The organism is Dyella sp. NPDC103356, assembly GCF_055584465.1.
The window spans coordinates 1-25,885 of sequence record NZ_JBVJLZ010000013.1; the positions used below are offsets into that span (position 1 = coordinate 1).

General features: G+C 63.2%; 25 protein-coding genes. 15 read left to right on the forward strand and 10 right to left on the reverse strand.

Features of this window, described 5'->3' with window-relative positions:
* Positions 1-159: 159 nt before the first annotated feature.
* Positions 160-1,668 carry an FAD-dependent oxidoreductase gene (locus tag ACZ6WW_RS21840; RefSeq protein WP_465276062.1) on the reverse strand — a complete coding sequence of 503 codons (1,509 nt, stop codon included), beginning with the start codon at positions 1,666-1,668 and terminating at the stop codon, positions 160-162.
* A gap of 76 nt (positions 1,669-1,744) precedes the next feature.
* Between ACZ6WW_RS21840 and ACZ6WW_RS21845 the strand changes: the two genes are divergently transcribed.
* Positions 1,745-2,401, forward strand: a complete 657-nt coding sequence (locus ACZ6WW_RS21845) for a TetR/AcrR family transcriptional regulator C-terminal domain-containing protein (protein ID WP_465276063.1) — start codon at positions 1,745-1,747, stop codon at positions 2,399-2,401.
* On the opposite strand, the gene ACZ6WW_RS21850 is transcribed toward ACZ6WW_RS21845, so the two are convergent.
* Positions 2,386-3,171 carry a transporter gene (locus ACZ6WW_RS21850; protein WP_465276064.1) on the reverse strand — a complete coding sequence of 262 codons (786 nt, stop codon included), beginning with the start codon at positions 3,169-3,171 and terminating at the stop codon, positions 2,386-2,388. The two genes, ACZ6WW_RS21845 and ACZ6WW_RS21850, sit on opposite strands and share 16 nt — an antisense overlap.
* A 28-nt stretch (positions 3,172-3,199) precedes the next feature.
* Between ACZ6WW_RS21850 and gltX the strand changes: the two genes are divergently transcribed.
* The 6 genes from gltX to ACZ6WW_RS21880 all read left to right on the forward strand — a co-directional run bounded on the left by gltX (position 3,200) and on the right by ACZ6WW_RS21880 (position 7,379).
* Positions 3,200-4,603, forward strand: a complete 1,404-nt coding sequence (gltX, locus tag ACZ6WW_RS21855) for a glutamate--tRNA ligase (RefSeq protein ID WP_465276065.1) — start codon at positions 3,200-3,202, stop codon at positions 4,601-4,603.
* 51 nt (positions 4,604-4,654) lie between these two features.
* A complete protein-coding gene (locus ACZ6WW_RS21860) occupies positions 4,655-4,936 on the forward strand; it encodes a hypothetical protein (RefSeq protein ID WP_465276066.1) in 282 nt (93 codons plus the stop codon).
* 25 nt (positions 4,937-4,961) lie between these two features.
* On the forward strand, positions 4,962-5,474 hold the full coding sequence (locus ACZ6WW_RS21865) for a transcriptional repressor (RefSeq protein WP_465276067.1): 513 nt from the start codon (positions 4,962-4,964) through the stop codon (positions 5,472-5,474).
* A gap of 197 nt (positions 5,475-5,671) precedes the next feature.
* Entirely contained in the window at positions 5,672-6,097 is a 426-nt protein-coding gene (locus tag ACZ6WW_RS21870; RefSeq protein WP_465276068.1) for a MerC domain-containing protein, read from the forward strand.
* A gap of 61 nt (positions 6,098-6,158) precedes the next feature.
* The gene (locus ACZ6WW_RS21875) at positions 6,159-7,118 is read left to right on the forward strand and encodes a cation diffusion facilitator family transporter (protein WP_465276069.1); all 960 of its coding nucleotides are present in this window, start codon (positions 6,159-6,161) and stop codon (positions 7,116-7,118) included.
* Positions 7,119-7,217: 99 nt separating this feature from the next.
* Entirely contained in the window at positions 7,218-7,379 is a 162-nt protein-coding gene (locus ACZ6WW_RS21880; RefSeq protein ID WP_465276070.1) for a 30S ribosomal protein THX, read from the forward strand.
* A 191-nt stretch (positions 7,380-7,570) separates the two neighbouring features.
* On the opposite strand, the gene hutI is transcribed toward ACZ6WW_RS21880, so the two are convergent.
* Genes hutI through ACZ6WW_RS21895 form a run of 3 tightly spaced genes read right to left on the reverse strand, consistent with a single transcriptional unit; the run spans position 7,571 to position 11,786 of the window.
* Positions 7,571-8,788: an imidazolonepropionase gene (hutI, locus tag ACZ6WW_RS21885; protein ID WP_465276071.1), complete on the reverse strand. Its 1,218-nt coding sequence runs from the start codon at positions 8,786-8,788 to the stop codon at positions 7,571-7,573.
* A complete protein-coding gene (locus ACZ6WW_RS21890) occupies positions 8,785-10,215 on the reverse strand; it encodes a chloride channel protein (protein WP_465276072.1) in 1,431 nt (476 codons plus the stop codon). The genes hutI and ACZ6WW_RS21890 overlap by 4 nt, the downstream gene beginning before the upstream one ends.
* A complete protein-coding gene (locus ACZ6WW_RS21895) occupies positions 10,212-11,786 on the reverse strand; it encodes a bifunctional GNAT family N-acetyltransferase/carbon-nitrogen hydrolase family protein (protein ID WP_281852699.1) in 1,575 nt (524 codons plus the stop codon). The genes ACZ6WW_RS21890 and ACZ6WW_RS21895 overlap by 4 nt, the downstream gene beginning before the upstream one ends.
* Before the next feature lie 92 nt (positions 11,787-11,878).
* Here ACZ6WW_RS21895 and ACZ6WW_RS21900 point away from each other — a divergent pair, with 92 nt between their 5' ends.
* Positions 11,879-13,246 carry a formimidoylglutamate deiminase gene (locus tag ACZ6WW_RS21900; protein ID WP_465276073.1) on the forward strand — a complete coding sequence of 456 codons (1,368 nt, stop codon included), beginning with the start codon at positions 11,879-11,881 and terminating at the stop codon, positions 13,244-13,246.
* Between the two features lie 122 nt (positions 13,247-13,368).
* A complete protein-coding gene (locus tag ACZ6WW_RS21905) occupies positions 13,369-13,536 on the forward strand; it encodes a hypothetical protein (RefSeq protein WP_281852702.1) in 168 nt (55 codons plus the stop codon).
* Here ACZ6WW_RS21905 and ACZ6WW_RS21910 read toward each other — a convergent pair.
* Positions 13,533-14,453, reverse strand: a complete 921-nt coding sequence (locus tag ACZ6WW_RS21910; RefSeq protein WP_465276074.1) for a LysR family transcriptional regulator — start codon at positions 14,451-14,453, stop codon at positions 13,533-13,535. The genes ACZ6WW_RS21905 and ACZ6WW_RS21910 overlap by 4 nt on opposite strands.
* Positions 14,454-14,585: 132 nt before the next feature.
* Between ACZ6WW_RS21910 and ACZ6WW_RS21915 the strand changes: the two genes are divergently transcribed.
* A complete protein-coding gene (locus ACZ6WW_RS21915; protein WP_465276075.1) occupies positions 14,586-15,701 on the forward strand; it encodes an aldo/keto reductase in 1,116 nt (371 codons plus the stop codon).
* 73 nt (positions 15,702-15,774) lie between these two features.
* Here ACZ6WW_RS21915 and ACZ6WW_RS21920 read toward each other — a convergent pair whose 3' ends face one another.
* A complete protein-coding gene (locus ACZ6WW_RS21920) occupies positions 15,775-16,290 on the reverse strand; it encodes a Spy/CpxP family protein refolding chaperone (RefSeq protein WP_465276076.1) in 516 nt (171 codons plus the stop codon).
* Between the two features lie 188 nt (positions 16,291-16,478).
* On the opposite strand from ACZ6WW_RS21920, the gene ACZ6WW_RS21925 reads away from it, so the two are divergent.
* The 3 genes from ACZ6WW_RS21925 to ACZ6WW_RS21935 all read left to right on the forward strand — a co-directional run bounded on the left by ACZ6WW_RS21925 (position 16,479) and on the right by ACZ6WW_RS21935 (position 19,992).
* Complete coding sequence (locus tag ACZ6WW_RS21925; RefSeq protein WP_465276077.1) at positions 16,479-17,171, forward strand: response regulator; 693 nt, start codon at positions 16,479-16,481, stop codon at positions 17,169-17,171.
* Positions 17,168-18,532 (forward strand): HAMP domain-containing sensor histidine kinase, encoded by a 1,365-nt coding sequence (locus ACZ6WW_RS21930; RefSeq protein WP_465276078.1) that lies wholly within the window; start codon positions 17,168-17,170, stop codon positions 18,530-18,532. Before ACZ6WW_RS21925 ends, ACZ6WW_RS21930 begins: the two co-directional genes overlap by 4 nt.
* 188 nt (positions 18,533-18,720) lie before the next feature.
* Complete coding sequence (locus tag ACZ6WW_RS21935) at positions 18,721-19,992, forward strand: MFS transporter (protein WP_465276079.1); 1,272 nt, start codon at positions 18,721-18,723, stop codon at positions 19,990-19,992.
* Positions 19,993-20,042: 50 nt separating this feature from the next.
* Here ACZ6WW_RS21935 and ACZ6WW_RS21940 read toward each other — a convergent pair whose 3' ends face one another.
* Positions 20,043-21,311: an alkaline phosphatase family protein gene (locus tag ACZ6WW_RS21940; RefSeq protein ID WP_465276080.1), complete on the reverse strand. Its 1,269-nt coding sequence runs from the start codon at positions 21,309-21,311 to the stop codon at positions 20,043-20,045.
* Positions 21,312-21,363: 52 nt separating this feature from the next.
* On the opposite strand from ACZ6WW_RS21940, the gene ACZ6WW_RS21945 reads away from it, so the two are divergent.
* Complete coding sequence (locus ACZ6WW_RS21945; RefSeq protein ID WP_465276081.1) at positions 21,364-21,816, forward strand: hypothetical protein; 453 nt, start codon at positions 21,364-21,366, stop codon at positions 21,814-21,816.
* A 101-nt stretch (positions 21,817-21,917) separates the two neighbouring features.
* Here ACZ6WW_RS21945 and ACZ6WW_RS21950 read toward each other — a convergent pair whose 3' ends face one another.
* Both ACZ6WW_RS21950 and ACZ6WW_RS21955 read right to left on the reverse strand, forming a co-directional pair.
* Positions 21,918-22,439 (reverse strand): methylated-DNA--[protein]-cysteine S-methyltransferase, encoded by a 522-nt coding sequence (locus ACZ6WW_RS21950; protein WP_465276082.1) that lies wholly within the window; start codon positions 22,437-22,439, stop codon positions 21,918-21,920.
* Positions 22,436-23,947, reverse strand: coding sequence for a DNA-3-methyladenine glycosylase 2 family protein (locus ACZ6WW_RS21955; protein WP_465276083.1), 1,512 nt, complete (start codon positions 23,945-23,947; stop codon positions 22,436-22,438). The genes ACZ6WW_RS21950 and ACZ6WW_RS21955 overlap by 4 nt, the downstream gene beginning before the upstream one ends.
* A gap of 159 nt (positions 23,948-24,106) precedes the next feature.
* Here ACZ6WW_RS21955 and hutU point away from each other — a divergent pair, with 159 nt between their 5' ends.
* Positions 24,107-25,777 carry a urocanate hydratase gene (gene hutU, locus ACZ6WW_RS21960; protein WP_465276084.1) on the forward strand — a complete coding sequence of 557 codons (1,671 nt, stop codon included), beginning with the start codon at positions 24,107-24,109 and terminating at the stop codon, positions 25,775-25,777.
* Positions 25,778-25,885 lie beyond the last annotated feature (108 nt).

Here is a 25,885-nt window from a genome sequence, read left to right on the forward strand (position 1 = left end):
GTCCGGAGGATCGATCTGACCGCCAACGACCCGATGGATTAACCTGTTACCCATGTCCCCGAACACCTGTCACCTATGTCCCCGGTCCATACACTTCGCCGGGGGAGAGGGTTGGGGTGAGGGGGGCTTTTAGGCCCTCGACCTCCCACGCTCCAAGCATCACGCCAGCAGCAGCGACAAGTACTGCTCTACCGGCAAAGCCGATCGATCCTGAGTAGCCAGCCCGATATAGCCATCAGGGCGCACGACAAACAGCGCGCTTCCATCCACACCATAAGCGGCGCTCGCATGGCCTTCGGTGTCCGCAAGCCCGTCGCCGATGGCCACGATGTTCAACGCATCGCCATGGCGTACGCGCAATGCTTCGAGCATCGCATCCCATCCCTCGCCAAAAGCCAGCACGGTAATGTGAGGGCCACGGAAAAAATCAAACAGACGATGCTCTCCCTGCGCATCGCGCAAACCCGGCGCATCCGGCGCGCGGTCGCCGGCGCGCAGCGAGCCCGGTTCCACGCGCAGCTCGCGGCTTAGCGCCCCATGGCGGTAATGGATCCCTAGCTGCAAGGTTTCTTCATCGCGCCTGCCGGCAATGCGCTGATCGTTGAAGGTCTGCAGATGCAGCTTGCTCGACAGCCCCAGCAGCCATTGGGCCACCGGCAGTCGCTCTTCTTCGTAGCTATCGAGCAGTGCCGGATCGGCGCCACGAAGCACGGCAGCCAGTTTCCAGCCCAGGTTGTACGCATCCTGGATACCGGTATTCATCCCCTGGCCGCCCGCCGGGGAATGTACATGCGCCGCATCACCGGCAAGGAACAGTCGACCGACACGGTAGCGGTCGACCATGCGCACGTTGGCGCGCCATAGCGACATCCAGGTGGGATCGGACAGCACGATATCCGTACGACCGCTGCGCTCCTGAACGATGCGCTGGAATGCCTGGAGCGACGGTTCCTCGTCAAAAGCCGGTCCGATGCTCGCCTGACATTGAAACTGCTGCGTGCCGGGCAGGGGACACAGTGCGACAAACCCGTCCTTGCCACGCCACGTATGCCAGTGATCGCGGTCCAGGCCGGTGGCGCTGACGTCGCCAACCAGCATGCGATGTGTCTCGATGGTCTCGCCATCGAAGGCAATGCCGGCCAGCTTGCGCGTTGTACTGCGCCCACCATCGCAACCGACCACATAAGCGCTGCGCACCTGCTCGGTGCGGCCATCGGCATGCGTGAGCGTAGCTGTCACACCATCGAGGTCCTGCTCGACCGCCGCGAGGGATACGCCGTATTCCACCTGCCCACCGAGTGCCAGCATGCGTTCGCGGATCGCCTTCTCCACGCGCCACTGGGGAATCAGCATCGACGATGCATAGGGGACATCGGGCCGCGGATGGCGGCCGGCATGCAGATCCGTGTCCTCGTGGCCGCCGTCGGTGCGATAGAAGCGAATCGGCAGGTGGAAGCGGCCGTCGCGCAACAGTTCTTCGGCAACGCCAAGGTCCTCCAATACCTCAAGGCTGCGTGGCTGGGTGCCCTTGCCGCGCGAGCCGCGGAACGGCTCTGCGGCGGCATCGATCAGGCGGAACGAAATGTGGCGGCGGGCCAGGTCGCAGGCCAGGGTGAGGCCGGTGGGGCCTGCACCAATAATCAGGACTTCCGGCGTGAAGGGATGCATTGTCGGCTCCAATCTAACGTTGTTAGTCTATACAATCTAACACGGTTAGAGGTTAACTAACAACGTTAGAGGCGCTATGAAAGTCGCACGCGAACCGGTAGTTCAGGCCGGATTGAAGCTCCTGAACGAGGTAGGCCTGGAAGGATTGACCCTGCGTGGCATTGCCGCCGAATTGGGCGTCAAGGCGCCCAGCCTCTATTGGCGCTTCAAGAGCAAGCAGGATCTGATCGACGAGATGGCGACTGAAGTGCTCGCAGGGCTGGTTCCCGCGCTGGTGAGTGACGGGCCGCCGAAGGGCTGGCGCGCCGGTTGCCTGAATTTCAGTCTGGCCTTGCGTGCTGCCTTGCTGCGCTATCGCGATGGCGCCCGCATGGTCGGCGGCTCGCATATGCGCGACGGCAGCCTGTATCAGCCGATGGAGCGAATTCTCGAAGCTTTCCAGGCAGAAGGCATTGCGCCTTCGGACGCGACCGCCTGCCTGGGCACCGTCTACAGCTATGTGATCGGCTTTACGCTGGAGCAGCAGGCGGTGCTGTCGCCCACTGGCGAGCGCGATCCGCGTTACGCACTGGATGCGCGCGAGCAGCGAGTAGATGCAGAGCGATTTCCGCTCACCCGCAGCATCGGCGCAGATCTGTTCGATGGCTACGACGTGCGGTTCGAGCGTGGCGTGCAGATGATCGTGGATGGGTTTGCCGCGTCGCTTGCGCGCCCGGATCAGCGGCCGAAGTAGATCGCCACGCCCAATCCGCCTTCCCAATCGTTGGCATGTCCGGCGATGCGCCGGCGCCACGAAACGTCGAACTGCAGGCGCGGATTGGGCAACCAGGTAAAGCCGTTGCCGATCTGCATGCCGTTCTGCCCGTCGCCATGCAGCCCCGCGATCTCGCCATACACACCCCAGGCCTTGGTGATCGCATAGTTGTAGTCGGCGGCGGCAATGAAGTTGCTTTGCCCGCCCATCTGCTGCGCCTGAGCGAAATAACTCCACTGTTGCTTGTCGTCTACCTGTTGCTGCACGGCCAGCCCCAGCGTGTACTGACGGCGGTCATTGCGGATGTCGCGGGCACCATCGGTGAATTCGACCGTGCCCAACAGAGCCCAACTCCAGTTCGGATCGGAAGAGGGCAGGCCGAGCTTCAACCCCACCGAGCTGTCGCCATGGCCGTAGCTCACCTGTGAGCTCCCCTGGCCGCTTTGACTCAGCCGGTTGAACGGCGAGCTTCCCAGCTGCAGCTCCAGGTTGGCGCCCAGGCCGATGCGCAGCAGGCTGTCGGTGGTGTACTGGCTGCTGCGTACGCCGTCATCGTGGCCCAGTGTCCAGGTCGGCAGGCCCTGCTCATAGGCAAAACCGCCGTGTCCCAGGGCGCTTGGCGCAAAGCCATAGCCGGGCCGGTCGTAGCTGGGCTCGTCATCGGCCCAGGCCGGCGTGGCCAGACATAGCGCCGCAATGATTATCAGCTGGCTACGGAGAACGCGGCCATATCCGTTAAAATCCACCATTCACCTTGCGCTCCCCATAGACATCCTGATGACCGTACGCACCCGCTTTGCCCCCAGTCCCACCGGCTTCCTGCACATCGGTGGTGCACGCACCGCCTTGTATTGCTGGCTGGAAGCGCGCCGCCGCGGCGGCCAGTTCGTGCTGCGTATCGAGGATACCGACCGCGAGCGGTCGACGGACGAAGCCGTCAAGGCGATTCTCGACGCGATGCACTGGCTGGAGCTGGATGCGGACGAGGCGCCGATCTATCAGACGCATCGCCTGGCCCGCTACAAGCAGGTCGCCGACGAACTGCTCGCTGCCGGTAAAGCTTATTACGCCTACGAAAGCAAAGACGAGATCGAGGCAATGCGCGAGGCGGCGATGGCGCGTGGCGAGAAGCCGCGCTACAACGGCTATTACCGCGAGCGCAACGAGCCTCTGCGCGACGATCCCAACCGGGTCATCCGTTTCAAGAACCCGCTCGAAGGCACGGTGGTGTTCGATGACAAGGTCAAGGGCCGCGTGGAGTGGGCCAATGCTGAGCTAGACGATCTGGTGATCTTTCGCTCGGACGGCTGGCCTACCTATAACTTCGCCGTGGTCGTCGACGATATCGACATGGGCATCACCGAGGTGATCCGCGGCGACGATCATGTCAACAACACGCCGCGCCAGATCAATATCTATCACGCACTCGGTGCCGCCGTGCCGGAGTTCGCGCACCTGCCGATGATCCTCGACCAGGAAGGCAAGAAGCTGTCCAAGCGCACCAATTCGGTCAGCGTGATGGAGTATCGCGACGCCGGCTTCCTGCCGCATGCGCTGCTCAATTACCTGGTGCGGCTGGGCTGGTCGCATGGCGACCAGGAAATCTTCTCGCGCGAGGAGATGGTCAAGCTGTTCGATATCGGCGACGTCAACAAGGCCGCTTCGCGCTTCGACGTCGAAAAGCTCGCGTGGCTCAACCAGCATTACCTCAAGACCGATACGCCCGAGTCGATCGTGCCGGAATTCACCTGGCATCTCGAGCGCGCAGGTATCGATTTCAGCAAGGGCCCGGCGCCCGCCGATGTGATCGTCGCCTTGCGCGATCGCGTGCAGACGCTGAAGGAAATGACCGAGCGCGCGAAGATCTGGTACGGCCCGATCGTCGAGTGGGACGACAAGGCCGTGGTCAAGCATCTGCAGAACGACAGCGCCATCGGTGTGCTGGAGGCGGCGCGTGCCGGCCTGGTCGCGTTGACCGAATGGACGCCTGCCGCGATCCATGGCGTGGTCGAGCAGGTCGCCGCGTCGCTGGCGCTGGGCATGGGCAAGATCGCCCAGCCGTTGCGCGTGGCGATGACCGGTACGCAGGTCTCGCCGTCGATCGATCACACGGTTTATCTGGCTGGCCGCGAGGAAGCGCTTGCGCGTATCGATGTGGCGATTGCCAAGGCCCGGGGCTGATCGCGATGCGTTCATGGCGCCTCGTACGACATGGATCGGGCGAGGCACCGCATGGATGAGCTGCTGAGTCGGGCCATGCAGGGCGTCGATCCGGACGACCCTGGCGCGTTCTGGAAAGTCTTTTTCAACCTGATATACCTGGTGCCATGGGCTTCGCTGTTCTGGTGGAGCGTGGCCTTTGTCGTCGTCGGGGCGATCCTGGGCTGGTGGCGCGGCCGGCTGTGGCAAGGCGTCTGGCTGGCGGCCTTGCTGGGCCCGATCGGCTGGGTTGTCGTGCTGCGCCCGGTCAAGAAGCGGGTCGAACCGCCCCCGCTGCGCCGAAAAGGCAGCTGAACGAGTCCTTATAACGGCCGGTGCTATGATCCGCGTCGAGGTGAATGCATTGACTCAAAGCGCAACCAGTAAAGACCACAGCCATGGGCATCATCATCACGATGACCCGGCCGGCTTCGTGCGCGCGGTCGAAGAGGCCAGCGAAGAGCGCGGGCTGCGCCTGACGCCGCTGCGCAAGGAAGTCCTCGAACTGATCGCGGCGGCAGGCAAGCCGATCAAGGCGTATGACCTGCTCGATCAACTGCGCGAGCGTCACGGCAATGCCGCGCCGCCGACGGTGTACCGCGCACTGGATTTCCTGCTCGAGCATCAGTTCATCCACAAGCTCGAGTCGATCAATGCCTTCGTGTCCTGCCATCATCCGGCCGAGGCGCACCAGGTGCCGTTCCTGATTTGCGACGTCTGCTCGAGCGCGCAGGAAGTCTGCGACGAGCGTGTCGCCGAACTGATCGATGCACAGGCCAGGGCCTTCGGTTTCCGCGCGCAGGGGCAGACGCTGGAAGTTCACGGCGTGTGCAAGGACTGCCGCAAGGGTTGAAGCGGGTCCAACGTTAAAAAGGTAAAGGGCGCGATGTAAGACATCGCGCCTTTTTTATGTGATCGGTCGTGGCTCGTTGAACGCGCGGGCTGCTCGACGGGAGTGCGATGGCGCGGTACCGTCAGGGGTATGGCTTTCTCGCTTGTTACAATATAACATATCGGTTATCCCCTACTGCTTCTGCTGCCCAATCCCCGATGGACTCCGAGCAAGAAAGCAAAACCCGGCTCTGGTCAATTGCCGATCGCCTTGGTGCGACGGCATCGTTCCTTTGCGCGATCCACTGTGCGGCCTTGCCGTTTGTGCTGGCCTTCCTGCCGTTGATCGGCCTCAGCTTCCTGGGCAGTCATGAATTCGAGCGGGGCTTTGTCCTGTTCGCCAGTGCCCTGGCCATGTTTGCGCTTGGCAACGGTTATCGCCGTCATCGCCGGCCGCTGCCGTTGCTGCTCGCCTTGCCGGGGCTGATCCTGCTGGTCATTGGCGTCACCTTTGCCGAGAACTACTCGATCATGCTGCACAGCGTGATGGTGACTTGCGGTGGTTTCCTGGTGGCAGCAGCGCATTTCGTCAATTTGCGCGCCGATCGCCGGCTGGGCCATGCGCATCACGGTCATGCCCATTGATGCGAGCGTCGAGTGCGTCGTGATTGTGTAACGACGCACTCGCTTCCTAGCATTCGCACCTATGAACTCCACACACGCGCATTCGCACGACCATGACGATCATGCGCACCACGACCATGATCACGGCGCCGTAGCCGGCGCAGGTCGTGAACGCAAGCTGCTGTTTGCCTTTGTCCTGACTGTACTGATGATGGTCGCCGAGGCCTTTGGCGGCTTTTGGTCCGGCTCGCTGGCGCTGCTGGCGGATGCCGGGCACATGCTGGTCGACTCGCTGGCGTTGCTGCTTGCCGTTGTCGGCGCATGGCTGGCCAAGCGTCCGGCCGATGCGCGGCGCACCTATGGCTATGGGCGGTTGGAGGTACTTGCCGGTTTCGTCAACGCGCTGACGCAGTTCGTGCTGGTCGCTTTTATCGCCTACGAGGCGATCATGCGCCTGTTCCATCCGGGCGAGATTCTTTCCGGCGTGATGCTGGTAGTTGCGTTGATTGGCCTGGCCGTCAACGTGGTGGTCTTGCGCACGCTCCACGGCCATGCCCACGACGACGTCAATCTGGCGGGCGCCACCTTGCATGTGCTGGGTGACTTGCTCGGTTCGGTGGCCGCCGTACTGGCAGCGCTGGCGGTGCGTTGGATGGGCTGGAACTGGGCCGATCCAGTGCTTTCGATGCTGGTTTCGCTGCTTATCCTGGGCAGCGCCTGGGGCCTGCTGCGGCGCTCGGCGCATATCCTGCTGGAGGGCGTGCCCGAGGGCATGGATACCGCCGAAATCACCGAAACCCTGCGCCATGCCGATGCATCGATCCGCGATGTTCACCACGTTCATGTCTGGCAGCTGGCCTCCGGTTCGCGCATGGCGACCTTGCATGCCGAAGTGCACGAAGACGGCCAAAGCGCGCAGGCGCTGAAAGTCATCAAGGACGTGCTGAACGATCGTTTCGGTATTCAGCATGCGACCGTGCAGATCGATCCGGGCCCGTGCCCGGACGAGCCCCTGGGCTGCGCCGGTCACGGTCATCATTGAACGCCTGAGCAAGGCCCCCGTTCAGGCTGACCCTTGCGCTTTGGGCCGGCACTGATACGATGTTTGGCCGTCACTTTCATATATATCAGGAGTTTCCCCATGGGTAAGGGCGATCGTAGAACCCGTCGCGGCAAGACCTATCGTGGCAGCTACGGCAACAGCCGCTTGCACAGCGCCCAGCCGGCCGTGGTCGGCACGAAGGACACCGTGACCAAGCCGGCTGCCGCCAAGAAGGCCGCGCCGAAGAAGAAGTCGGCCTGAGTCATCCGACTCGGCCCAAGAGCCCCCGTTAGCGGGGGCTTTTTTTTGCCTGCACGCTCAGGGGGCCTCGAATAGCCTCGGCTTTTCTTATCGTCATCCCGGCGTAGGCCGGGACCCAGTGGCTTCGGTTGTCGGCTTTCGCGAGCCTCGTCGCGACTGAAGTTGCTCCTACAAAAAATAGGCGGTTATCTTCAGTCGAATGCGATGGACCGTCCTGCGACGTACACGCTGCGCGCCAGCGATCCCCCAATCCAATAACACAGCTCGGCAGGCCGTCGAACGTTCCAGACCACCAGGTCGGCGCGTTGATTCACCTCCAGGGTGCCGCGATCTCGTAAACCCAGCGCACGTGCCGCATGCACCGTGACGCCACGCAAGGCTTCTTCGGGCGTAAGACGAAACAGCGTGCACGCCATGCCGGCGGCAAGGCGTAGCGACAGCAGCGGCGAGGTGCCCGGGTTGCAGTCGGTAGCGATGGCCATCGCTACGTGTCGATCGCGAAGCGCCGCTATCGGCGGCAGTTTGGTTTCGCGCAATGCATAGAAAGCGCCCGGCAACAGCACAGCCACCGTACCGGCCGCTGCCATGGCGGCGATACCGCTATCGCTCAGGTATTCCAGATGATCGGCAGACAGGCCGCGGTATTCGGCAACGAGCGCGGCACCGTCCTGATCGGAAAGTTGCTCCGCATGCAGTTTTACCGGCAGGCCCAGCGCCTTGGCGCGTTCGAATACGCGACGCGTCTCTTCGCGGGTAAAACCGATGTTCTCGCAGAACGCGTCGACGGCATCGACCAGGCCTTCGTCGGCAAGCGCCGGCAGCATCTGGTCGCAAACGGCGGTGACGTACGCCTCGCGTTGATCCTTATGGGATGCGGGCAAGGCGTGCAGGCCAAGAAACGTGGTGCGCACATCGATGCCCAGCTCGCTACCGATGCGTCGCGCGACCTGCATCATGCGACGCTCGGTCTCCAGTTCCAGCCCATAGCCGGATTTGATTTCCAGCGTGGTGACGCCATCGGCGAGCAGGGCGTGAGCACGTGGCAAGGACTGTGCGAGCAATTGCGCTTCGTCGGCTGCGCGTGTGGCGTTGACCGTCGACGCGATGCCGCCGCCGGCGCGCGCGATCTCTTCGTAGGTGGCGCCATTGAGGCGCAGATCGAATTCATGCGCACGATCGCCGCCGAAGACCAGATGCGTATGGCAATCGATAAGTCCGGGGGTGACCAGCGCGCCATCCAGGTCGATGGTGTTCTTCACCTCGGCGTTCGCGGGCAGGTCGGCATGCTTGCCGACCCAGGCGATCTTGCCGTCGCGCAGGGCGATGGCGCCGTCGGAGATCAGGCCATAGGGCGCATCGGTGGCGAACGTCGCCAGCTCGGCGTTGATCAGCAAGGTATCCCAGGTCATGGTGTCGGCTTCGTCGGCTCGGCTTGAGTGTCGTCTACGGCAGCATCGGCGGGTGTTGCCGCCGCTTCAACCGCCTTGCGCTGTTCGAAATCGTGGATCAGTTTGTCCGCCAATGCCTTGTACACCGGCTTGCGGCAAACCAGGGTCGACGTAGCGCGAGCGAGCAGGCACGTGGCCATGATCGGCAGGGCCATCTGTTGATTGGCGGTCAGCTCCATCGAGATGACCGTTGCCGTCAGCGGTGCTTGCGTGACGCCGGAAAGGTAGGCGGCCATCGCCAGCAGAATGATCGACGCCGGATCGATGCCAGGCATCAGCGCCGCGATGTTGCTGCCCAGGCCCGCGCCGACGGCCAGCGCCGGAGAGAAGATGCCGCCGGGAATGCCGGCCCAATACGAAGCAATGTTGCCGAGGAACTTCAGTGCGCCAAAACCGGTAACCGTATCCGCATGCCCTTCGAGCAGGGCCTTGGCCTGCGCGTAGCCGGTGCCATACAAGCCGTTGTGCGTCAGTTGGCTGAGCAGGACCAGGGCGAGGCCGCAGGCCGCCGCAAATACGACGGGCTGGCGCGCGCGCAAGCGCCCCACCGCGCCGCGGAAACCGGTGTCGCTGGGCAGGATCAGGCGCGCGAACAGGCCGCCGGCCAGGCCGCAGACAATGCCGGTGGCCAATACGGCCCACCACGCTTCACCCAGCGGCAGGGCGATGTTGAATTGGCCGAAATAGGCGTAATTGCCCAGGATGCCCAACGATACGACGCCGGAAATGATGACTGCCGTAAGCAGGATGCCGCTGATGCGATGTTCGAACGCGCCGCTCATTTCTTCGATCGCGAACACCACGCCGGCAAGCGGTGTATTGAATGCCGCCGCCAGGCCTGCGGCGGAACCGGCCAGGATGAAGCGTCCTACGGCGGCCGGCTCGGCAAACCCGAAACGGCGCCCGAGCGAGTACAGCAAGCCTGCGCCGACGTGCACCGTCGGGCCTTCGCGGCCAACCGATGCGCCACCGAGCAGTGCAGCCAGAGTCAACGCCATCTTGCCGATCGCCACCCGCAAGCTGAGCAGGTTGCTGCGAAAACCTTCGTCCTCGACCTTCAGGGCCGCAATGGCCTGCGGAATACCCGAGCCACGTGTCGGCTTGAGTGCTCCTGCCGTCAGCCAGGCCAGCACGGCGAAGGTGGCGGGCGTGATCAGAAACGCCCAGAGGCGATTGTGCGTGACGACTTTTTGAAACAGGCCGAAGACATAGTCCGCTGCCTGCGCGAAACCCACCGCCGCCAGGCCGACCAGCACTGCGCCGCTCCAGAACAGGATGCGGCGGCGCCATTGCACCGGCGAGAAGAGATCGTTGCTGGCGGCAAGCCGTTGCAGTCGTCCTTGAGGTGCGCGCACGGGTGGTTCGTCGTGCGGATCCTGCTCATTCATTTGCTGCTTTCCGGCTTGCGCGTCCAACGGGTTTCGTACAGATCGAAACGGCGATCCTTGAGATTCTGCACCGCGCCCGAGTTGCGTGCACGTGCGAGATTTTCCAGGCTGAGGTCGGCAAAGAGCACCGTCTCGATATTCGGTGTGGAGTCGGCTGCAATGCCGTCGCGCGCAAACGGGAAATCGCTCGGCGTGAGAATGCAGCTCTGGCCGTACTGAATATCGAAGTTATTGACGCCGGGCAGGTTGCCGACATTGCCCGACAGCACGACGTAGCACTGGTTCTCGATGGCGCGCGCTTGCGAGCAATAGCGCACGCGCAGATAGCCTTCACGCACGTCGGTGCAGAACGGTACGAACAGGATCAAGGCGCCCTGGTCGGTCAGGTGCCGCGCGACCTCGGGGAATTCGGAGTCATAGCAGATCATCACGCCGATCGGTCCGCAGTCGGTCTGGATCGTCGCCGCGGTGTCGCCGCCGGTGATATTCCACACGGTGCGTTCGCTGGGCGTCGGATGCAGCTTTTCGCGCTCGTGCAGCGAACCGTCGCGCAGGCAGACGTAGCAGACGTTATGGATATCGCCATTGGTCTGCTCGGTCGGATGCGAGCCGGCGATGATGTTGATGTTGTAGTGCACCGCCAGGCGCGTGAAAAGCTCCTTCACCTGTGGCGTGTAATGGCTCAGCTTGCGAATCGCTGCGACCGCCGACAGCTCTTCGTTCTCGATCGACAGCAATTGCAGCGTGATCAGTTCGGGAAAGGTGACGAAGTCGGCGTTGTAGTCGGCGGCGATATCGGTGAAGTATTCGACCTGCGTGGCGAATTCTTCAAACGACTTGATCCGCCGCTGCTGGTACTGCACCGAAGCGACGCGCACCGAGTCGGGCAGGCGTTGCGGTGTGGGAATCGACGGCGTATCCGGGTGATTGAGCAGACGCGGGTTGCGCCACACCAGATGCGCGGCGTAACCGAGCGAGTCGTAGTCGGACGGTACATAGCCGCGCAGCAGGCCAATGACCTGGAATTCGTTGTTGAGCTGAAAGCTCAAGGTCAGGTCGCGGCGCTTGCCTTCGAGCACGGCCTGAACATAGCCCTCGGCACTGCCATAGCGCTGGATGTTGCGCGCCAGTCCGGGAATGCGGCCGCCGAACACGATGCCGCGCAGCTTCAGGTCCGTGCACAGCCGCTTGCGTGCCTGATACAGACGCTGGCCGATGCGCATGCCGCGAAAATCCGGATGCACCACCACTTCCATGCCATACAGCCAGTTGCCATCGGCCTTGTGTCGCGACGCCATGCCGCCACCGGTGATCTGCATCCAGGTATGCGGCGCCAGCGCGGTCGCTTCGTCGATGCGGAAGGTGGCGCAATAGCCGACCAGACGCCCTTCGTATTCGACGACGAACTGGCCTTCCGGAAAATGCGTCTGCTGTGAGCGGAGCATTTCCTCCGAATGGCCCCATTCGGGCGTGTAGACGCGGGCGGTCAGATCGACCAGGGCGGGTACGTCGGCGGGAACGGCCTGACGCACCAGCAGCTTGGGAGTGTGCTCGGGGGTTTTCTTGGCCATGTGCTTAATTATGGATGAAATGGCGTGAACGCGAGAGCCGCGAAGTTATGCAGTTCATCTAAACTGCCTGCGATCCCCGCCGAGTCCTCGTTATGACCGATACCGACCGTCCCCGTAATTACCGCGCCGATCAACTCTGGCTGGCCGATGGATGGAGCAGCGACGGCGTGGTGGCGGTCGATGCGAGCGGACATCTGGGCCCTACCGACGGCCCCGCGGAGCGCCTTGGCGCCTGGGTGCTGCCGGGTATGCCGAACCTGCATTCGCATGCGTTCCAGCGCGCCATGGCCGGTCTGGCCGAGCGCAAGGGACGCAGCGACGACAGTTTCTGGACCTGGCGCGAAACCATGTATGCCTTCGCCGCCGCCATCGGGCCGGAACAGCTCAAGGCGATTGCCGCGCAGCTTTACGTGGAAATGCTCAAGGCGGGTTACACCCAGGTCTGCGAGTTCCAGTATCTGCACCATCGCCCCGACGGCACGCCGTACGCGCAGGCCGAGGCGATGTCGCTGGCCCTGATCGAAGCGGCGCGCGAAGCGGGCATCGCGCTTACCTTGTTGCCCGTGCTCTATATGAGCGGCGGCTTCGATGGCCGCGCGTTGACCGCACGCCAGCGGCGCTTCGGTCACGACGTGAATGCCTATCTGCGCCTGCTGGAGACCTTGCGCCGCCACGAGCGCGGCGATCTGCGCGTCGGTGTCGCCTTGCACTCCTTGCGTGCCGTACCGGAAGTCGCAATGCGCGAGGTGCTCGCTGCCGAGCTGACGCGCGACATGCCGATTCACATTCACATCGCCGAACAGATCGGCGAAGTGCAGGACTGTCTGGCCACGCGCGGCGCGCGGCCGGTGGAGTGGCTGTTCGATCATGCCGACGTCGATGCTCGCTGGTGCCTGGTACACGCCACGCATGTCGAAGACCGCGAAGTGCGGCAGATCGCACGCAGCGGAGCGGTCGTTGGTTTGTGTCCGACCACCGAGGCGAATCTTGGCGATGGCTTGTTTCCCTTGTCCGATTACCTGGATGCGCACGGCGTGCTCGGTATCGGCTCGGACTCGCATATTTCGGTATCACCGGTCGAAGAACTACGCTGGCTCGAATATGGCCAACGCCTGGCGACGCGGCATCGCAACATCGCCGCACGCAAGGAACGCGACAGCGTGGGCGAGACGCTATGGCGGGCCGCACTGCAAGGCGGTGCACGCGCTGCGGGCTTGCCGATCGGCGAATTGCGCGAAGGCGCGCGCGCCGACCTGATCGTATTGGACGATGAGGCTCCGCAACTTGCTGCGCGCTCGGCCAATGCCGTCATGGACAGCTTCTTGTTTGCCGGCAACGCGCCGCTGGTGCGCGACGTGCTGGTCGGTGGGCAGTGGGTGGTGCGCGATTTCCATCATCGTGATGAAGCGGGCATTGCCGCGCGGTATCGCAGCGTGGTGGAGCAGCTTGCCGCCACCTGAATGCGCGTAAGGCGACCGCAGGTACTTGGCATGAACGGAAGTTATCGACGCCAAGTCATGCGTGTCATCGTGAATTCGAACGATCGCGTTTCCCGTCGTGAGTCCACGAGAGGAGCGCACCTATGCGTCGTTTGATGATGATCTGCCTGAGCACCGCCGCCTTGCTCGCCAGCGCCGCTGCATTGACGGGATGCGTGGTGGTCGAGCCGCGTCATCCGCATTACGAGCGTGTCTGGGTGCCGGGCTACTGGGCACCGGGCCACGTGTGGGTCGAAGGCCGTTATCGCTAAAGCGTGTTGGCCAATCGTTCACGTAGAAAATCGATAAACACGCGCAGTTTCGGCGGCACCTGGAAACGGCTGGGGTAGTAGAGATAGAAACCGTCGAACGGCGGTAGCCACGGATTGAGCACCGTTTCCAGGTGGCCTGCGGCGATGGCCTTGCGCACCATCGGCTCCACCGCATGCATCAAGGCGAGCCCTTCCAGGGCGGCATGGATGCCAATCGCCGGTTCGTTGGTGGTGATGGGGCCATCGACATCCATATCGAACCATTGCCCGCGCGATGCGCCGCTGTGATGGGCAAATTCCCAACGATAGATCGCTCCGCTGCCGACGTAGCGGTAGCGCACGCATGCATGCTGTTCCAGGTCGCGCGGATGCTGCGGTCGACCGTATTTTGCGAAGTACGCCGGTGAACCGATAACCACCGCACGCACCTTGTCGCCCAGAGGCACGGCGACCACGTCGCGCGCCAGGCGCTCGCCCAGTCGAATGCCAACATCGAACCCTTCGGCCACCAGGTCGACCAGGCGGCTATCGCACAACACCTCGAGTTTCACATCCGGATAGGTGCGCAAGAATTCCACCAGTACCGGCCCGATCAACCAGTCGAGCAAGTTCTGCGGCATCGTCACGCGCAGGGTGCCGGCGGGACGTTCGCCATGTTGGCGCAGCGCTTCCATGGCAGCGTCGATTTCATTCAACGCCGGCGTGATGCGCGCCAGGAAATCGGTGCCGGCTTCGGTCAGGCCCACCTGACGTGTGGTCCGATGCAGCAGTCGCACGCCGACGCTGGCTTCCAGTTGCTTGAGCGTCTGGCTCAGCGCGGATGGCGTGACCTCCAGCTCGGCCGCGGCACGGGTAAAGCTGCCATACCGGGCGATCAGCCGGAAAGCGCGTAAAGCTGCAGCATGCTCGTCACGCATTAATTAGCTCATCTAAATAAAGCATCAAGAAGATGCCTATTTTTCAAGGGAATAGCAAGGCGCAGACTTTGCCTCGAGCCGGCGGCCAAGCCGCCCTTCATCCCCATCCCTTTAGCCCTCGAGGAGTTCGCCATGTCGCTCGATCATTACTACACCCTGGGCCAGTCCGGTTTGCGCGTCAGCCGCCTCTCGTTGGGCGCCATGACGTTCGGTGATCAATGGGGCTGGGGCGCGCCGGAAGAAACCGCTCGTGCCATGTTCGATCGCTACCTGGAGCGTGGCGGCAATTTCATCGATACCGCTGACATGTACACCGAGGGCCACAGCGAAACCTTGCTTGGCCAGTTCATTGCCGCTAGCGGCACGCGCGATCGCGTGGTGCTGGCGACCAAGTTCACCTACAACGCGCAACCGGGCAATCCGAACGCCGGTGGTAACGGCCGCAAGAACATCATGCGTGCCGTGGAGGGTTCATTGCGCCGGTTGCAGACCGACTACATCGACCTGTACCTGCTGCATACCTGGGACCGCATCACGCCGGCCGAAGAGGTGATGCGCACGCTGGACGACCTGGTGCGCGCTGGCAAGATTCGCTACGCAGGCCTGTCGGATGTGCCGGCATGGTATGCGGCACGTGCGCAGACCTGGGCACAGGCGCACGCGCTGACGCCGCTGGTGAATCTGCAGTTGGAATACTCGTTGATCGAGCGTCATATCGAACACGAATACACCGCGCTCGCCACGCAGCTCGGCATGGGTATTACCGCCTGGAGCCCGCTCGGTATGGGTCTGTTGTCGGGCAAGTATCGTCCGGGCGAGGGCGGCGGTACCGGGGACGGCCGGCTGGCCAAGGTTTCCGGCGCGCCTGGTTTCGATCGCTTCACCGAGCGCAACTGGCGCATCGTTGCCGAGCTGGAACAGGTGGCCAAGGCTATCGACAAGCCGATGGCGCAGGTCGCCTTGAACTGGGTGGCGACGCAGCCGGGCGTCGGTTCGGTGATCGTCGGCGCGACCAAGCTGGCGCAACTGGACGACAACCTTGCCGCACTCGATTTCGAACTGCCGCAGGAACTGCGTCAGCGACTGGCCGTCGCCAGCGCCCCGGAAACGCCGTTCCCGTATTACATGTTCGGCGACACGCAGCAGACGCGCATCCATGGTGGCGTCGCCGTGGGTGACAAGCCGGCCGGATACGCGACGCCAGTATGGGTACCCGCGCAGCAAGCACCGGCGTTGTCTTCGCGCTGAGATGTCCTCGCGCTAAAAAAACAGGGCAAAAAAAAGCCGCCGGCGCGAGCCGGCGGCTTGTCACGTGCAGTGATTACTGCGCGGACTGGGTGGTACCTGCAGCTTGCTGCGCGTGCTGTTGCTTCCACTGCTGGATGCGCTGCTGGCGCTCGGCTTTTTGCGTGGCGAGCTGAGCCTTCTGCGAGCTGGTCAGGATGTTGTAGACCTGGGCGCGGGTGGTGGCGCCCTGGGTCACGCGAGCCTGGGTCAGGCTGGCTTCGGCCTGGGCGAGGCTGGCAGCAGCCTGCTGGTAGCCGACCGCATCCGGGGTCATCGCTTCGAAGGCGGCGCGCTGCTGACGCACGGCCTGCATCTGCGGCTTCAGCTGGGCAAAGCCCTGCTGGAAGATCTGCTTCACCTGGGCCTTCTGATCGTCGGTCAGGTTGAGCTTCTTCAGCGCCATGAACGCGCCGTGATGGCCACGATGACCGCCGTGCCAGCCACCCGGGCCGCCACCGGCCGGGCCACCGTCCTGCGGGGCGGCGAAGACGAGCGCCGAGCAGCCAAGGGCAGCGGTGAGGAGGAACGACAGGGGAAGAATCTTACGCATGGTGTTTGCTCCGTTGGGGGGACGACTCACTTGCGAACATATTGGACGACAACGGGGCGTTTAAGACCTTTGCGGGTACGTAAAGATGGGTAAAGACGGGGCAGGAAACAGGGAATAAACCGTAGGCTTGCGACGATCGCAAGATTCCACCATCAAACGCGCTCCCTGTTCCCCATTAACATCCCCCCATGTCCCGAATCCTTATCGTCGACGACGACCGCGAACTCTGTGCCTTGCTGGCCGAATATCTGCGCCGCGAGGGGTTGCAGGTCGATGTGGTGCATGACGGCGAGGCCGCGCTGGCCCAGCTGCGGGACCCGACCACGCGCCCGGACCTGATGATTCTCGATGTGATGATGCCAGGGCAGAACGGCCTCGATACCCTGCGCGAGCTGCGCCTGCAGTACCGCCTGCCGGTAATCATGTTGTCCGCGCGTGGCGAGCCGGTCGATCGGGTGGTCGGCCTGGAGCTCGGTGCGGACGACTATCTTTCCAAACCCTGCCTGCCGCGCGAGCTGCTTGCCCGCGTGCGTGCGCAGTTGCGCCGACACACGGTGGAAGGCGCCGCGGCATTGACGATCGGTCAATTGCGGCTGCTGCCCGGCGAGCGCCGCGCCTATGTCAACGAGCAGGAACTCAGCCTCACCGGTGCGGAGTTCCTGTTGCTGCTTACGTTGGCGCAGCGCACCGGAGAGGTAATCGACAAGGCAACGCTGACGCGTGCCGCGCTGGGACGCGAGATCGAACGCTTCGATCGTAGCGTCGATGTGCATGTCAGCCGCTTGCGCCACAAGTTGAGCGAGGCGGATGAAACGTCGCTGCGTATCGAATCCGTGCGCGGTGCCGGTTACGTACTGGTAGCCGGCGGAGCGCGTGCATGACAGGTTTCAAGAGTCCCTTGCGCAGTCCGCTGTTCTGGCGGCTGTTGCTTTCGTTCTGCGCCGTCACCTTGCTCGCGCTGTTTCTCGGCGGCGTGCTGACGCGGCGTTTTATCGAATACTCCTCGGCACAGGACATCGACTGGCCGTCGATCGCGCAATCGGCGACGCAGGCGCTGGAGGCGGGCGGCAAAGAGGGATTCGAGACCTGGGCACGGCAGGAGCGCCGCGATGGCGTGGATGTCACGCTTTACGAAAACGGGCAACCCTTGCGCGAGATGCGCCTGCCGTCCTCGATACGAGCCCAGGTGCCCGAATGGCTGGACGCCGAACGCGATATCCAGCTCGAGCCCTGGCCCGGCTACTACGTTGCCGTGCAGCAGGTCACGGGCAGCGATGGCACGGTGCGCGAGATGGTTGCGACGAGCAGTTCGCGTGCACGCGTGTCGCCGCGTATGCGACAACAGATTTTCCTTGGCGTGCAGTTGGGTTTGTCGCTGCTGTTTATCGCCATTGCCGGCTGGTGGGTGGCACGTAGCGTGGCGCGGCCGGTAGAGGCGCTGCGCGATGCGACGCGGCGCATGGCCGCCGGCGAATTTTCCGCGCGCGTGGGCACGCCGTGGAAAGGCAAGCATGATGAGCTCGGTCAACTGTCGCGCGATTTCAACGGCATGGCCGAACGCATCGAGACCTTGATCGCGCACGAACGCGGCGTGTTGCAGGACCTGTCGCACGAATTGCGTTCGCCGCTGGCCCGGCTGCATCTGATCATGGATCTGGCCCAGCATAGCGCCAGTGCCGACGAAGCCGCGCCGCATTTTGCGCATGCCGAGCGGGAGATCATGCGGCTGGATCGGATGACCGGCGAAATGCTGGCGCTGTCGCGGCTCGAAGCCGGTTTGCCCGGCATGGAGCGCGAGCAAGTAGCGCTTGTGCCGATGATTGCCGAGCGCGTAGATGCAGCAGCGCTGGATGCGCAGGCGCGACAGGTAACGTTGCGTCCATCCGGACATGCGGACATCGCCATTCAAGGCAGCCCGCTCCTGCTTGAGCGTGCGCTCGATAACCTGATTTCGAACGCGATCAAGTTCAGCCCGGAAGGTGGTGAGATCCTGGTGGATGCCGAGCTGGAGCAGGGCACGGCCGTACTGCGCATTCGCGATCACGGCCCCGGCGTACCCGAGGAAGAACTCGGCCTGATGTTCCGTCCCTTCTATCGCGGCAGCAATGCGTCGCGGGCAGAGGGTCATGGGCTTGGCCTGGCGATTGTGCAGCGCGTGGTACAGGCCCATGGCGGCGAGATCGAGGCGAAGAATGCCGAAGGTGGCGGCCTGGAAATCATCATGCGGCTACCGTTGGCTTGAGGGCGTTTGGACAAACCTACCTACTCGTCATCCCGGCCTACGCCGGGATGACGACGGGTGTTGGGTTTTCGAGATTGTCTTCAGTCGTCGATCTTCTCGACGCCGTCATCGATCGATAGCCGATCGCTATAAGTCCATCGTGTGATCGTTATCGATTGATGCAGTACATCAGCTTATCCTGTGCACTCATGGACCAGCCGATTTCAAAAGCCACGACGGTCGAGACAGACGACTGGATCCGTCACGGTACGCCTGCTTTTCGAGCCACTAATCTGGCCCTGTTTGCCGCGGGCCTGTCGACGTTCGGGCTGCTTTATTGCGTGCAGCCGCTGATGCCGGAATTCAGCCGTCACTACGGTATCGACGCGGCAACCAGCGCGCTGTCGCTATCGGTGACCACCGGCGTGCTGGCCATGGCGATGCTGTTTGTCGGCGGTCTGTCCGATAGCTGGGGACGCAAACCGGTGATGGTGGTGTCGCTGCTGGCGTCGGCCGTGCTGGTGCTCCTATCGGCGTGTACGACCGGCTGGCATCAGCTGTTGCTGTTGCGCACGTTGCTTGGTCTGAGCCTGAGCGGTCTGCCTGCGGTAGCGATGACGTATCTCAGCGAAGAGATGCATGCGGACTCGATCGGCCTTGGCATGGGCCTCTATATCAGCGGCAGTGCGGTCGGCGGCATGGGTGGGCGGCTGGTATCGGGCGTGCTGGCCGAATGGTTCGGCTGGCGGGTCGGTATTGCGGCGGTCGGTGTGATCGGTCTGGCCGCGGGGTTGGTCTTCGGGCGTGCGTTGCCGGCATCGCGGCATTTCGAAGCCAGGCCCTGGGCAGCGAAGGCGTTGTTCGGACGCTTTGCGGCGATGTTTCGCGATTCCGGGTTACCGTGGCTGTTCGCCGAAGGTTTCCTGCTGCTGGGGGCCTTTGTCACGGTCTACAACTATCTTGGCTACCGTCTTCTCGCGCCGCCATATCGCCTGAGCCAGGCGGTCGTTGGGCTGATTTTCAGCGTCTATCTGGTCGGCACTTTCAGCTCTGCCTGGATGGGGCATCTCGCCGGCAAGCTGGGGCGCCGCAAGGTGCTGTGGACAGCCTTCGCAATGATGCTGGTCGGCACCGCACTGACCTTGGCCGATGCGTTATGGCTGGTCATCCTCGGCATTGTGGCGGTGACGTTCGGTTTCTTCGGCGGCCATTCCATTGTCAGCAGTTGGGTAGGACGGCGAGCGGGCGCATCGAAAGCGCAGGCGTCTTCGATGTACCTGTTTTCCTATTACATGGGATCGAGCATTGCCGGTGCCAGCGGCGGCCTGTTTTATGCGGCGCATGGCTGGAACGGCGTCGCCGCCTTTGTCGGCGGGCTGGTGTTGGTCGGCTTGTTGATTGCCTGGCGACTCTATCGCCTTGCGCCGCTTGCAGGTGTCGTGACACCAGCGACGCCCATGAGCAAAGGCGCTATGCCCTGAAGATCGCGACCTCGATCGAAATCCGATCGAGGTCGCATCATTGCGATGGCTCAGGGTTTGAGCATGTCCTTGACGGCATCGTAGTCGCCGTCATTGGGAGCCGCCGGAACCTGCAGCAGATGGGTCATCAGCGGATAGACGTCCACGTTCGGGAATTCCTTGACGCGGATACCTTGCTTGAATGAAGGGCCATGCGCGATGAAGAGCGCACGCATCAGCGGATCGGCGTTGTCGTATCCGTGCTCGCCCAGGCTCACCTTGCCCTTGCGCTTGGCCAGCGCATCGGAGGTGGCAATACGCCAGCCGACATCGGCAAGGCAAAGCAGTTGCGGAACGCGTGCATTGCCGCCATAGGCAAGGCGCTTGGGCACGCGCGTCTTGTCCCAGCATTGCATGTGCTGCTGCGGCTGTTCGAGCTGTGTTTCGATCCGGGCAAATTCCTTTTGTCCGTGCGGCTTGGGATTGAAACCCGCCAGCACGCCCAGGCTTACCGTATCGACATCGTCAACGGCAAACAGCTTGTCCAGCAGAATGCTGTTTTCCTGCGGTACGGCGGCCATGCCGTGATCGGCCACGACGATGATATTGATGCGATCGAGCAGCTTGCGCTGCTTCAGCCCGTCCACGAGCTGCGCCAGGGCGGCATCGGTTTCGCGAATGGCCTGATCGACTTGCGGCGTGTCGGGGCCGTATTCATGCCCGGCGTGATCGACAGCGTCGAAGTACAGCGTGAGGAAGGTCGGGCGCTGGTCGGCGGGTAGATCGAGCCACGCCAGGACCTGCTCGACCCGTTGCGGCGGCGTGACCTTGCCGTCGTAAGGCTTCCAGTAATCCGGATGGTGCCCCTGGATGTCCGACTCCGAGCCCGGCCAGAACATCGTGGCGCTCTTCATGCCGTGCTCGCGCACGGTTTCCCATAGCGGCGTGCCCTCGTCCCACCAGCGACGATCGGCGACCGCTTCGCGATTGCCCAGCGAAAACTTGCCCAGCACCGGGTCGGTCATCGTGTTGTTGACGATGCCGTGATGATCCGGGCGCAGGCCGGTAACAATGGTGTAGTGGTTGGGGAAGGTCAGCGACGGGAAGGAAGGTTCCATCGCGTCGGCATGGACACCGCTCTGCGCCAGCATGGTGAGCGTCGGGCTGATGCCGCGGTCGAAGTAGTTGGCGCGATAACCGTCGATGGAGATCAGCAGCAGCGGGGCGGGTGCGGCGGGGGCCGTAGTGGACGTGTTCGCGGGCGGCAGGGCGGGCGAAACGGCACAACCGGTGCTGAATGCCACAGTGGCAAGCAACACCGCGCGAAACAGGAATTTCATAGGCGGGTCCGTAAGATTGGCGCAAACAATCCCTCCATGATCGCGTACTCATATGACTATTACACGTCTGGTTACCGCAGGTCCGATGCCGATCGTTTTTCGGCGCTATTTCTTGCGTGCACTTGCAGCTTGTCTGCTGTTGAGTGCGGGCCAGGTCTTCGCTCAGACACAACCTCCGAAAACCACGCCGCCTCCCCGGCCTGCTCCCGCTCCGCGGGTGATCGTGCCTTCGGCTTCGCAGTATCAATATCAGCAGGCACAGCGACAGCAGCAGCTCAATGACCAGTTGCAGAAGCAGCAACAACGTCAGCAACTGCAGCAAAATATTCAGAACACCGCGCGCCTGCCGAGTGCGAACAATTCGGCGTTGTTGAATCAGACCGACAATGCGGACAAGGCGAATCAGGATCGCTATCGCGCGCAGCAGCAGGATCTGTTGAATCGTTATCAGAATGCGGCGACGCCGCCCCCGGTCACTGCGCCGGCTCGGAGTAGTTCGCGATAGATTTCGCTGAGGACTTAAAATCCCCGCACCCCAACCCTCTCCCCTGGCTAAGCGGGGGAGAGGGTTGGGGTGCGGAGGCCGGGTGCTCGCGGCAGCCTCTCCTATTGAGCAGCACGCGCGCCAAACAAATCCCCACGCGCCACCTGATCCTCCATCGCGAGCAACCAGCGCTTGGTCGGCAGGCCGCCACCGAAACCGGTGAGGCTGCCGTTGGCGCCGATGACCCGGTGGCAAGGCAGAATGATGGGCAGCGGATTGCGCCCGTTGGCGGCACCTACCGCACGTACCGCCAGCGGTTGGCCGATGCGCTGGGCGAGCTGGCCGTAGCTGACGGTGCTGGCATAGGGGATGTTCGCCAGGGCACTCCATACCTCGCATTGAAACGGCGTACCCAGGGGGCGCAACGGCAGGTCGAACGCCTGGCGCATGCCGGCGAAATATTCCTCCAGTTGTTCCCGCGCAAAGGCCACCGCATCGCTGTTGCGGACCCAGTCGCTGCCCATGGCTTTCGGATGCCGTTCCCGTTCGAACCAGACCTGGCGCAGGCATTCCCCATCGGCCACCAGGCGCAGCCGGCCTACGGGGCTGGGCATATCGTCGTAGTAGATCGTTGTCGAGGTCATGCAGTCGCCTTCTTGGTTTGCATGGCGGCATCGGTTGCAGCACGCCACAGATGCATCACGGTATAGGCGCGCCAGGGGCGCCAGGCTTGCGCGCGTTCGGTCAGTGCCTTCGTGCTCAACGCATCGCCGCCATCGGCTGCCACGCGGCGCAGGATCAGGTCGGCGGCAGGGAACGCATCGGGGTGGCTCAACGCGCGCATCGCCATGTAGTGAGCCGTCCACTCGCCGATGCCAGGCAACGCAACCCAGCGTTCGACGAACTCGTCCAGCGATTGTTCGCTGCGAAAATCCACGCGGTTATCCAGCATCGCGCGCGCCATGCCACGGACGGTGTCGGCGCGTGCGCGAGTCAGCCCGATCACGGCCAGATCGGCATCGACCAGTCGTTCCGGGCCGGGGAACAATCGTTCCAGACCAAGTTGGCCGGGGACATCCAACGCCACGCCGTAGTGATGCACGATGCGGGAGGCCAGCGTTCTTGCGGCGGCTACCGACACCTGCTGGCCAAGGATCGCGCGCACGGCAATTTCGAAGCCATCCCAGCCGCCGGGCAGCCGCAGGCCCGGATATTTGCGCAGCATCGGTTTCAACAGGCGATCGCCGCGCAGGCTGTCGCTGATCGCCTGCGGATCGGCATCCAGATCGAACATGCGGCGCAACCGGCCGATCACATGCAGCATCTGTTGCGGCTGCGGGCAATGCAGTTCCAACTGCAAGGCCGGCTCGCCGCCAGGCCATGCACTCAGGCGCAACCAACCCGGTGCGTCGGCGTCACCGAACACACGCGAATAACTGTGCTCGTCGACCGCTTCCACGCCAGGCAGTGCACGCCCGCGCAGGAACGCCAGGATCGCGGCAAAGTCATACGGTGGCCGATAACCCATGCGCAGCACCAGCGCTTCGCCGGGCGCCGCGCGTGGGTGTCGCCGCAGTTCGCGCGGGGACATCCGGTTGGCTTGCAGGAACGCGGTATTGAACCTGCGCAAACTGCCGAAGCCCGATGCCATGGCCACTTCGGTGATCGGCATTGCGGTCTCGGTCAGCAACTGCTTGGCGAACAGCAGGCGCCGCGTCGTGTGCACATGAATCGGTGGCGCACCGAGCTTGTCGACGAACAGGCGGCGTAGCTGGCGCGAACCGACGCCGACGCGTTGTGCAAGGTCTTCCAGCGACAAGCTCTCCAGCTCGCCGTGTTCGATCAGCTTCAAGGCACGCGCGACCACGTGGTCGCCATGCCGCCAGCTGTCGTTGCCTGGCGAAAGCTCGGGTCGACAACGCAGGCAGGGGCGAAACCCGGCTGCCTCGGCGGCAGCGGCCGTGGCGTAGTAGCGAATGTTCTGCGGCTTGGGCGACGGTGCCGGGCATACCGGTCGGCAATAGATGCCGGTGCTGGTCACGGCCGTAAAAAACAGGCCGTCAAAGCGCATGTCCCGGCTCATCCTGGCCTGGTCGCAGATCTGCCGATCGAGCGGTATCGGACTGCTGGGGGTGGTCGGTCGAGTGTCCATGAAAGCAAGGCTAGCACTGGCGGCTCACCGGTACTGGCCGTTTTCGGACATCAATGTTGGGCAGGGCCGGAGCACCCTTTTGGCGCGGTGCAGATGGCAGCTTATGCCGGCGATGTTCATAATCGGAGGTCTGTTCCGCCGTTCCCAAGGCCAGTTCGCATGAATGCTCCCACGCGTATCGACACCACCCGCAGCATCCGCGCCCCACGCGGTACCGAGCTGTCCTGCAAGAGTTGGCTCAGCGAAGCACCGTTTCGCATGCTGCAGAACAACCTGGACCCGGAGGTGGCGGAAAACCCCGCCGAACTGGTCGTCTATGGCGGTATCGGTCGCGCGGCACGCAACTGGGAGTGCTTCGACGCGATCCTGCGCGCCTTGCGCGATCTCAACGACGACGAAACGCTGTTGGTGCAATCGGGTAAGCCCGTGGGCGTGTTTCCCTCGCATGTGGATGCGCCGCGCGTATTGATTGCCAATTCCAACCTGGTGCCGGCGTGGGCCAACTGGGAACACTTCAACGAGCTCGACCGCAAGGGCCTGATGATGTACGGCCAGATGACGGCCGGTTCGTGGATCTATATCGGCTCGCAGGGCATCGTGCAGGGCACCTACGAAACCTTTGTCGAGATGGGGCGCCAGCACTACGGCGGCAGCCTCAAGGGCAAGTGGATTCTCACTGCCGGCCTGGGCGGCATGGGCGGCGCGCAACCGCTGGCGGCCAGTCTGGCCGGTGCATCGTCGTTGACGATCGAATGCCAGCAGAGCCGCATCGATTTCCGTCTGAAGACGCGCTATGTCGATGAACAGGCGGCCGATCTCGACGACGCGCTGGCGCGCATAGCCAGGTATACCGCCGAAGGGCGTGCCGTATCGGTGGCGTTGCTCGGCAATGCCGCCGATGTTCTGCCGGAGCTGGTGCGTCGGGGCGTTCGTCCGGACGCGGTGACCGACCAGACCAGTGCGCACGATCCGGTCAACGGCTATCTGCCCACAGACTGGACGGTGGAGGCGTGGTTCGAGCGACGCAAGAGCGATCCGGTGGGTACCGCCAAGGCGGCCAAGCAAGCTATGCGCAAGCATGTCGAGGCGATGCTCGCTTTCCACAAGCAAGGCATTCCGACCTTCGATTATGGTAACAATATCCGTCAAATGGCCAAGGACGAAGGCTGTGCCGATGCATTTGCTTTCCCGGGTTTCGTGCCCGCCTTCGTGCGGCCGCTGTTCTGCCGCGGCGTAGGGCCGTTCCGTTGGGTGGCGCTCTCCGGCGATCCGGAGGACATCTACAAGACGGACCAGAAAGTAAAGGAGTTGATTCCGGACGATCCGCATCTGCACAACTGGCTGGACATGGCGCGCGAGCGCATCAGTTTCCAGGGTTTGCCGGCGCGCATCTGCTGGGTAGGTCTGGGGCAGCGGCACAAGCTGGGTCTGGCGTTCAACGAGATGGTTCGCAAGGGTGAGCTCAAGGCGCCGGTGGTTATTGGCCGCGATCACCTCGATTCCGGCTCGGTCGCCAGCCCCAATCGCGAAACCGAGGCGATGCGCGACGGCAGCGATGCTGTCAGCGACTGGCCGCTGCTCAACGCCATGCTCAATACCGCTGGAGGCGCGACCTGGGTCAGCCTGCATCACGGCGGTGGCGTGGGCATGGGTTACTCGCAGCATTCCGGCGTGGTGATCGTCTGTGACGGCAGCGAAGCGGCCGACCGGCGTATCGCCCGCGTCCTTTGGAACGATCCCGCGACCGGCGTGATGCGTCACGCCGATGCCGGCTATGACACGGCCGTCCAATGCGCCAAAGAACAGGGACTCAAACTGCCGATGCTTTGATCGGCGCTCGCGTGCGGAGCGCCGCCATCGGCGGTTCCCGCATGTATACGCAGACAAAGTACATTGATCTGCCTTCGTTGTCGGGTAAGGGTCACGTGAATTCCGGTG

Bases quoted from the DNA above. Each gene is read 5' to 3' on its own strand.
- ACZ6WW_RS21880 (WP_465276070.1), top strand. From the start codon at position 7,218: ATGGGTAAGGGCGATCGTAGAACCCGTCGCGGCAAGACCTATCGTGGC.
- ACZ6WW_RS21950 (WP_465276082.1), bottom strand. From the start codon at position 22,439: ATGACCTCGACAACGATCTACTACGACGATATGCCCAGCCCCGTAGGC.
- hutI (WP_465276071.1), bottom strand. From the start codon at position 8,788: ATGACCTGGGATACCTTGCTGATCAACGCCGAGCTGGCGACGTTCGCC.
- gltX (WP_465276065.1), top strand. From the start codon at position 3,200: ATGACCGTACGCACCCGCTTTGCCCCCAGTCCCACCGGCTTCCTGCAC.
- ACZ6WW_RS21955 (WP_465276083.1), bottom strand. From the start codon at position 23,947: ATGGACACTCGACCGACCACCCCCAGCAGTCCGATACCGCTCGATCGG.
- ACZ6WW_RS21875 (WP_465276069.1), top strand. From the start codon at position 6,159: ATGAACTCCACACACGCGCATTCGCACGACCATGACGATCATGCGCAC.
- ACZ6WW_RS21940 (WP_465276080.1), bottom strand. From the start codon at position 21,311: ATGAAATTCCTGTTTCGCGCGGTGTTGCTTGCCACTGTGGCATTCAGC.
- ACZ6WW_RS21840 (WP_465276062.1), bottom strand. From the start codon at position 1,668: ATGCATCCCTTCACGCCGGAAGTCCTGATTATTGGTGCAGGCCCCACC.
- ACZ6WW_RS21890 (WP_465276072.1), bottom strand. From the start codon at position 10,215: ATGAATGAGCAGGATCCGCACGACGAACCACCCGTGCGCGCACCTCAA.
- ACZ6WW_RS21845 (WP_465276063.1), top strand. From the start codon at position 1,745: ATGAAAGTCGCACGCGAACCGGTAGTTCAGGCCGGATTGAAGCTCCTG.
- ACZ6WW_RS21870 (WP_465276068.1), top strand. From the start codon at position 5,672: ATGGACTCCGAGCAAGAAAGCAAAACCCGGCTCTGGTCAATTGCCGAT.
- ACZ6WW_RS21915 (WP_465276075.1), top strand. From the start codon at position 14,586: ATGTCGCTCGATCATTACTACACCCTGGGCCAGTCCGGTTTGCGCGTC.
- ACZ6WW_RS21905 (WP_281852702.1), top strand. From the start codon at position 13,369: ATGCGTCGTTTGATGATGATCTGCCTGAGCACCGCCGCCTTGCTCGCC.
- ACZ6WW_RS21850 (WP_465276064.1), bottom strand. From the start codon at position 3,171: ATGGTGGATTTTAACGGATATGGCCGCGTTCTCCGTAGCCAGCTGATA.
- ACZ6WW_RS21895 (WP_281852699.1), bottom strand. From the start codon at position 11,786: ATGGCCAAGAAAACCCCCGAGCACACTCCCAAGCTGCTGGTGCGTCAG.
- ACZ6WW_RS21910 (WP_465276074.1), bottom strand. From the start codon at position 14,453: ATGCGTGACGAGCATGCTGCAGCTTTACGCGCTTTCCGGCTGATCGCC.
- ACZ6WW_RS21935 (WP_465276079.1), top strand. From the start codon at position 18,721: ATGGACCAGCCGATTTCAAAAGCCACGACGGTCGAGACAGACGACTGG.
- ACZ6WW_RS21945 (WP_465276081.1), top strand. From the start codon at position 21,364: ATGACTATTACACGTCTGGTTACCGCAGGTCCGATGCCGATCGTTTTT.
- ACZ6WW_RS21865 (WP_465276067.1), top strand. From the start codon at position 4,962: ATGATCCGCGTCGAGGTGAATGCATTGACTCAAAGCGCAACCAGTAAA.
- ACZ6WW_RS21860 (WP_465276066.1), top strand. From the start codon at position 4,655: ATGGATGAGCTGCTGAGTCGGGCCATGCAGGGCGTCGATCCGGACGAC.
- hutU (WP_465276084.1), top strand. From the start codon at position 24,107: ATGAATGCTCCCACGCGTATCGACACCACCCGCAGCATCCGCGCCCCA.
- ACZ6WW_RS21930 (WP_465276078.1), top strand. From the start codon at position 17,168: ATGACAGGTTTCAAGAGTCCCTTGCGCAGTCCGCTGTTCTGGCGGCTG.
- ACZ6WW_RS21920 (WP_465276076.1), bottom strand. From the start codon at position 16,290: ATGCGTAAGATTCTTCCCCTGTCGTTCCTCCTCACCGCTGCCCTTGGC.
- ACZ6WW_RS21925 (WP_465276077.1), top strand. From the start codon at position 16,479: ATGTCCCGAATCCTTATCGTCGACGACGACCGCGAACTCTGTGCCTTG.
- ACZ6WW_RS21900 (WP_465276073.1), top strand. From the start codon at position 11,879: ATGACCGATACCGACCGTCCCCGTAATTACCGCGCCGATCAACTCTGG.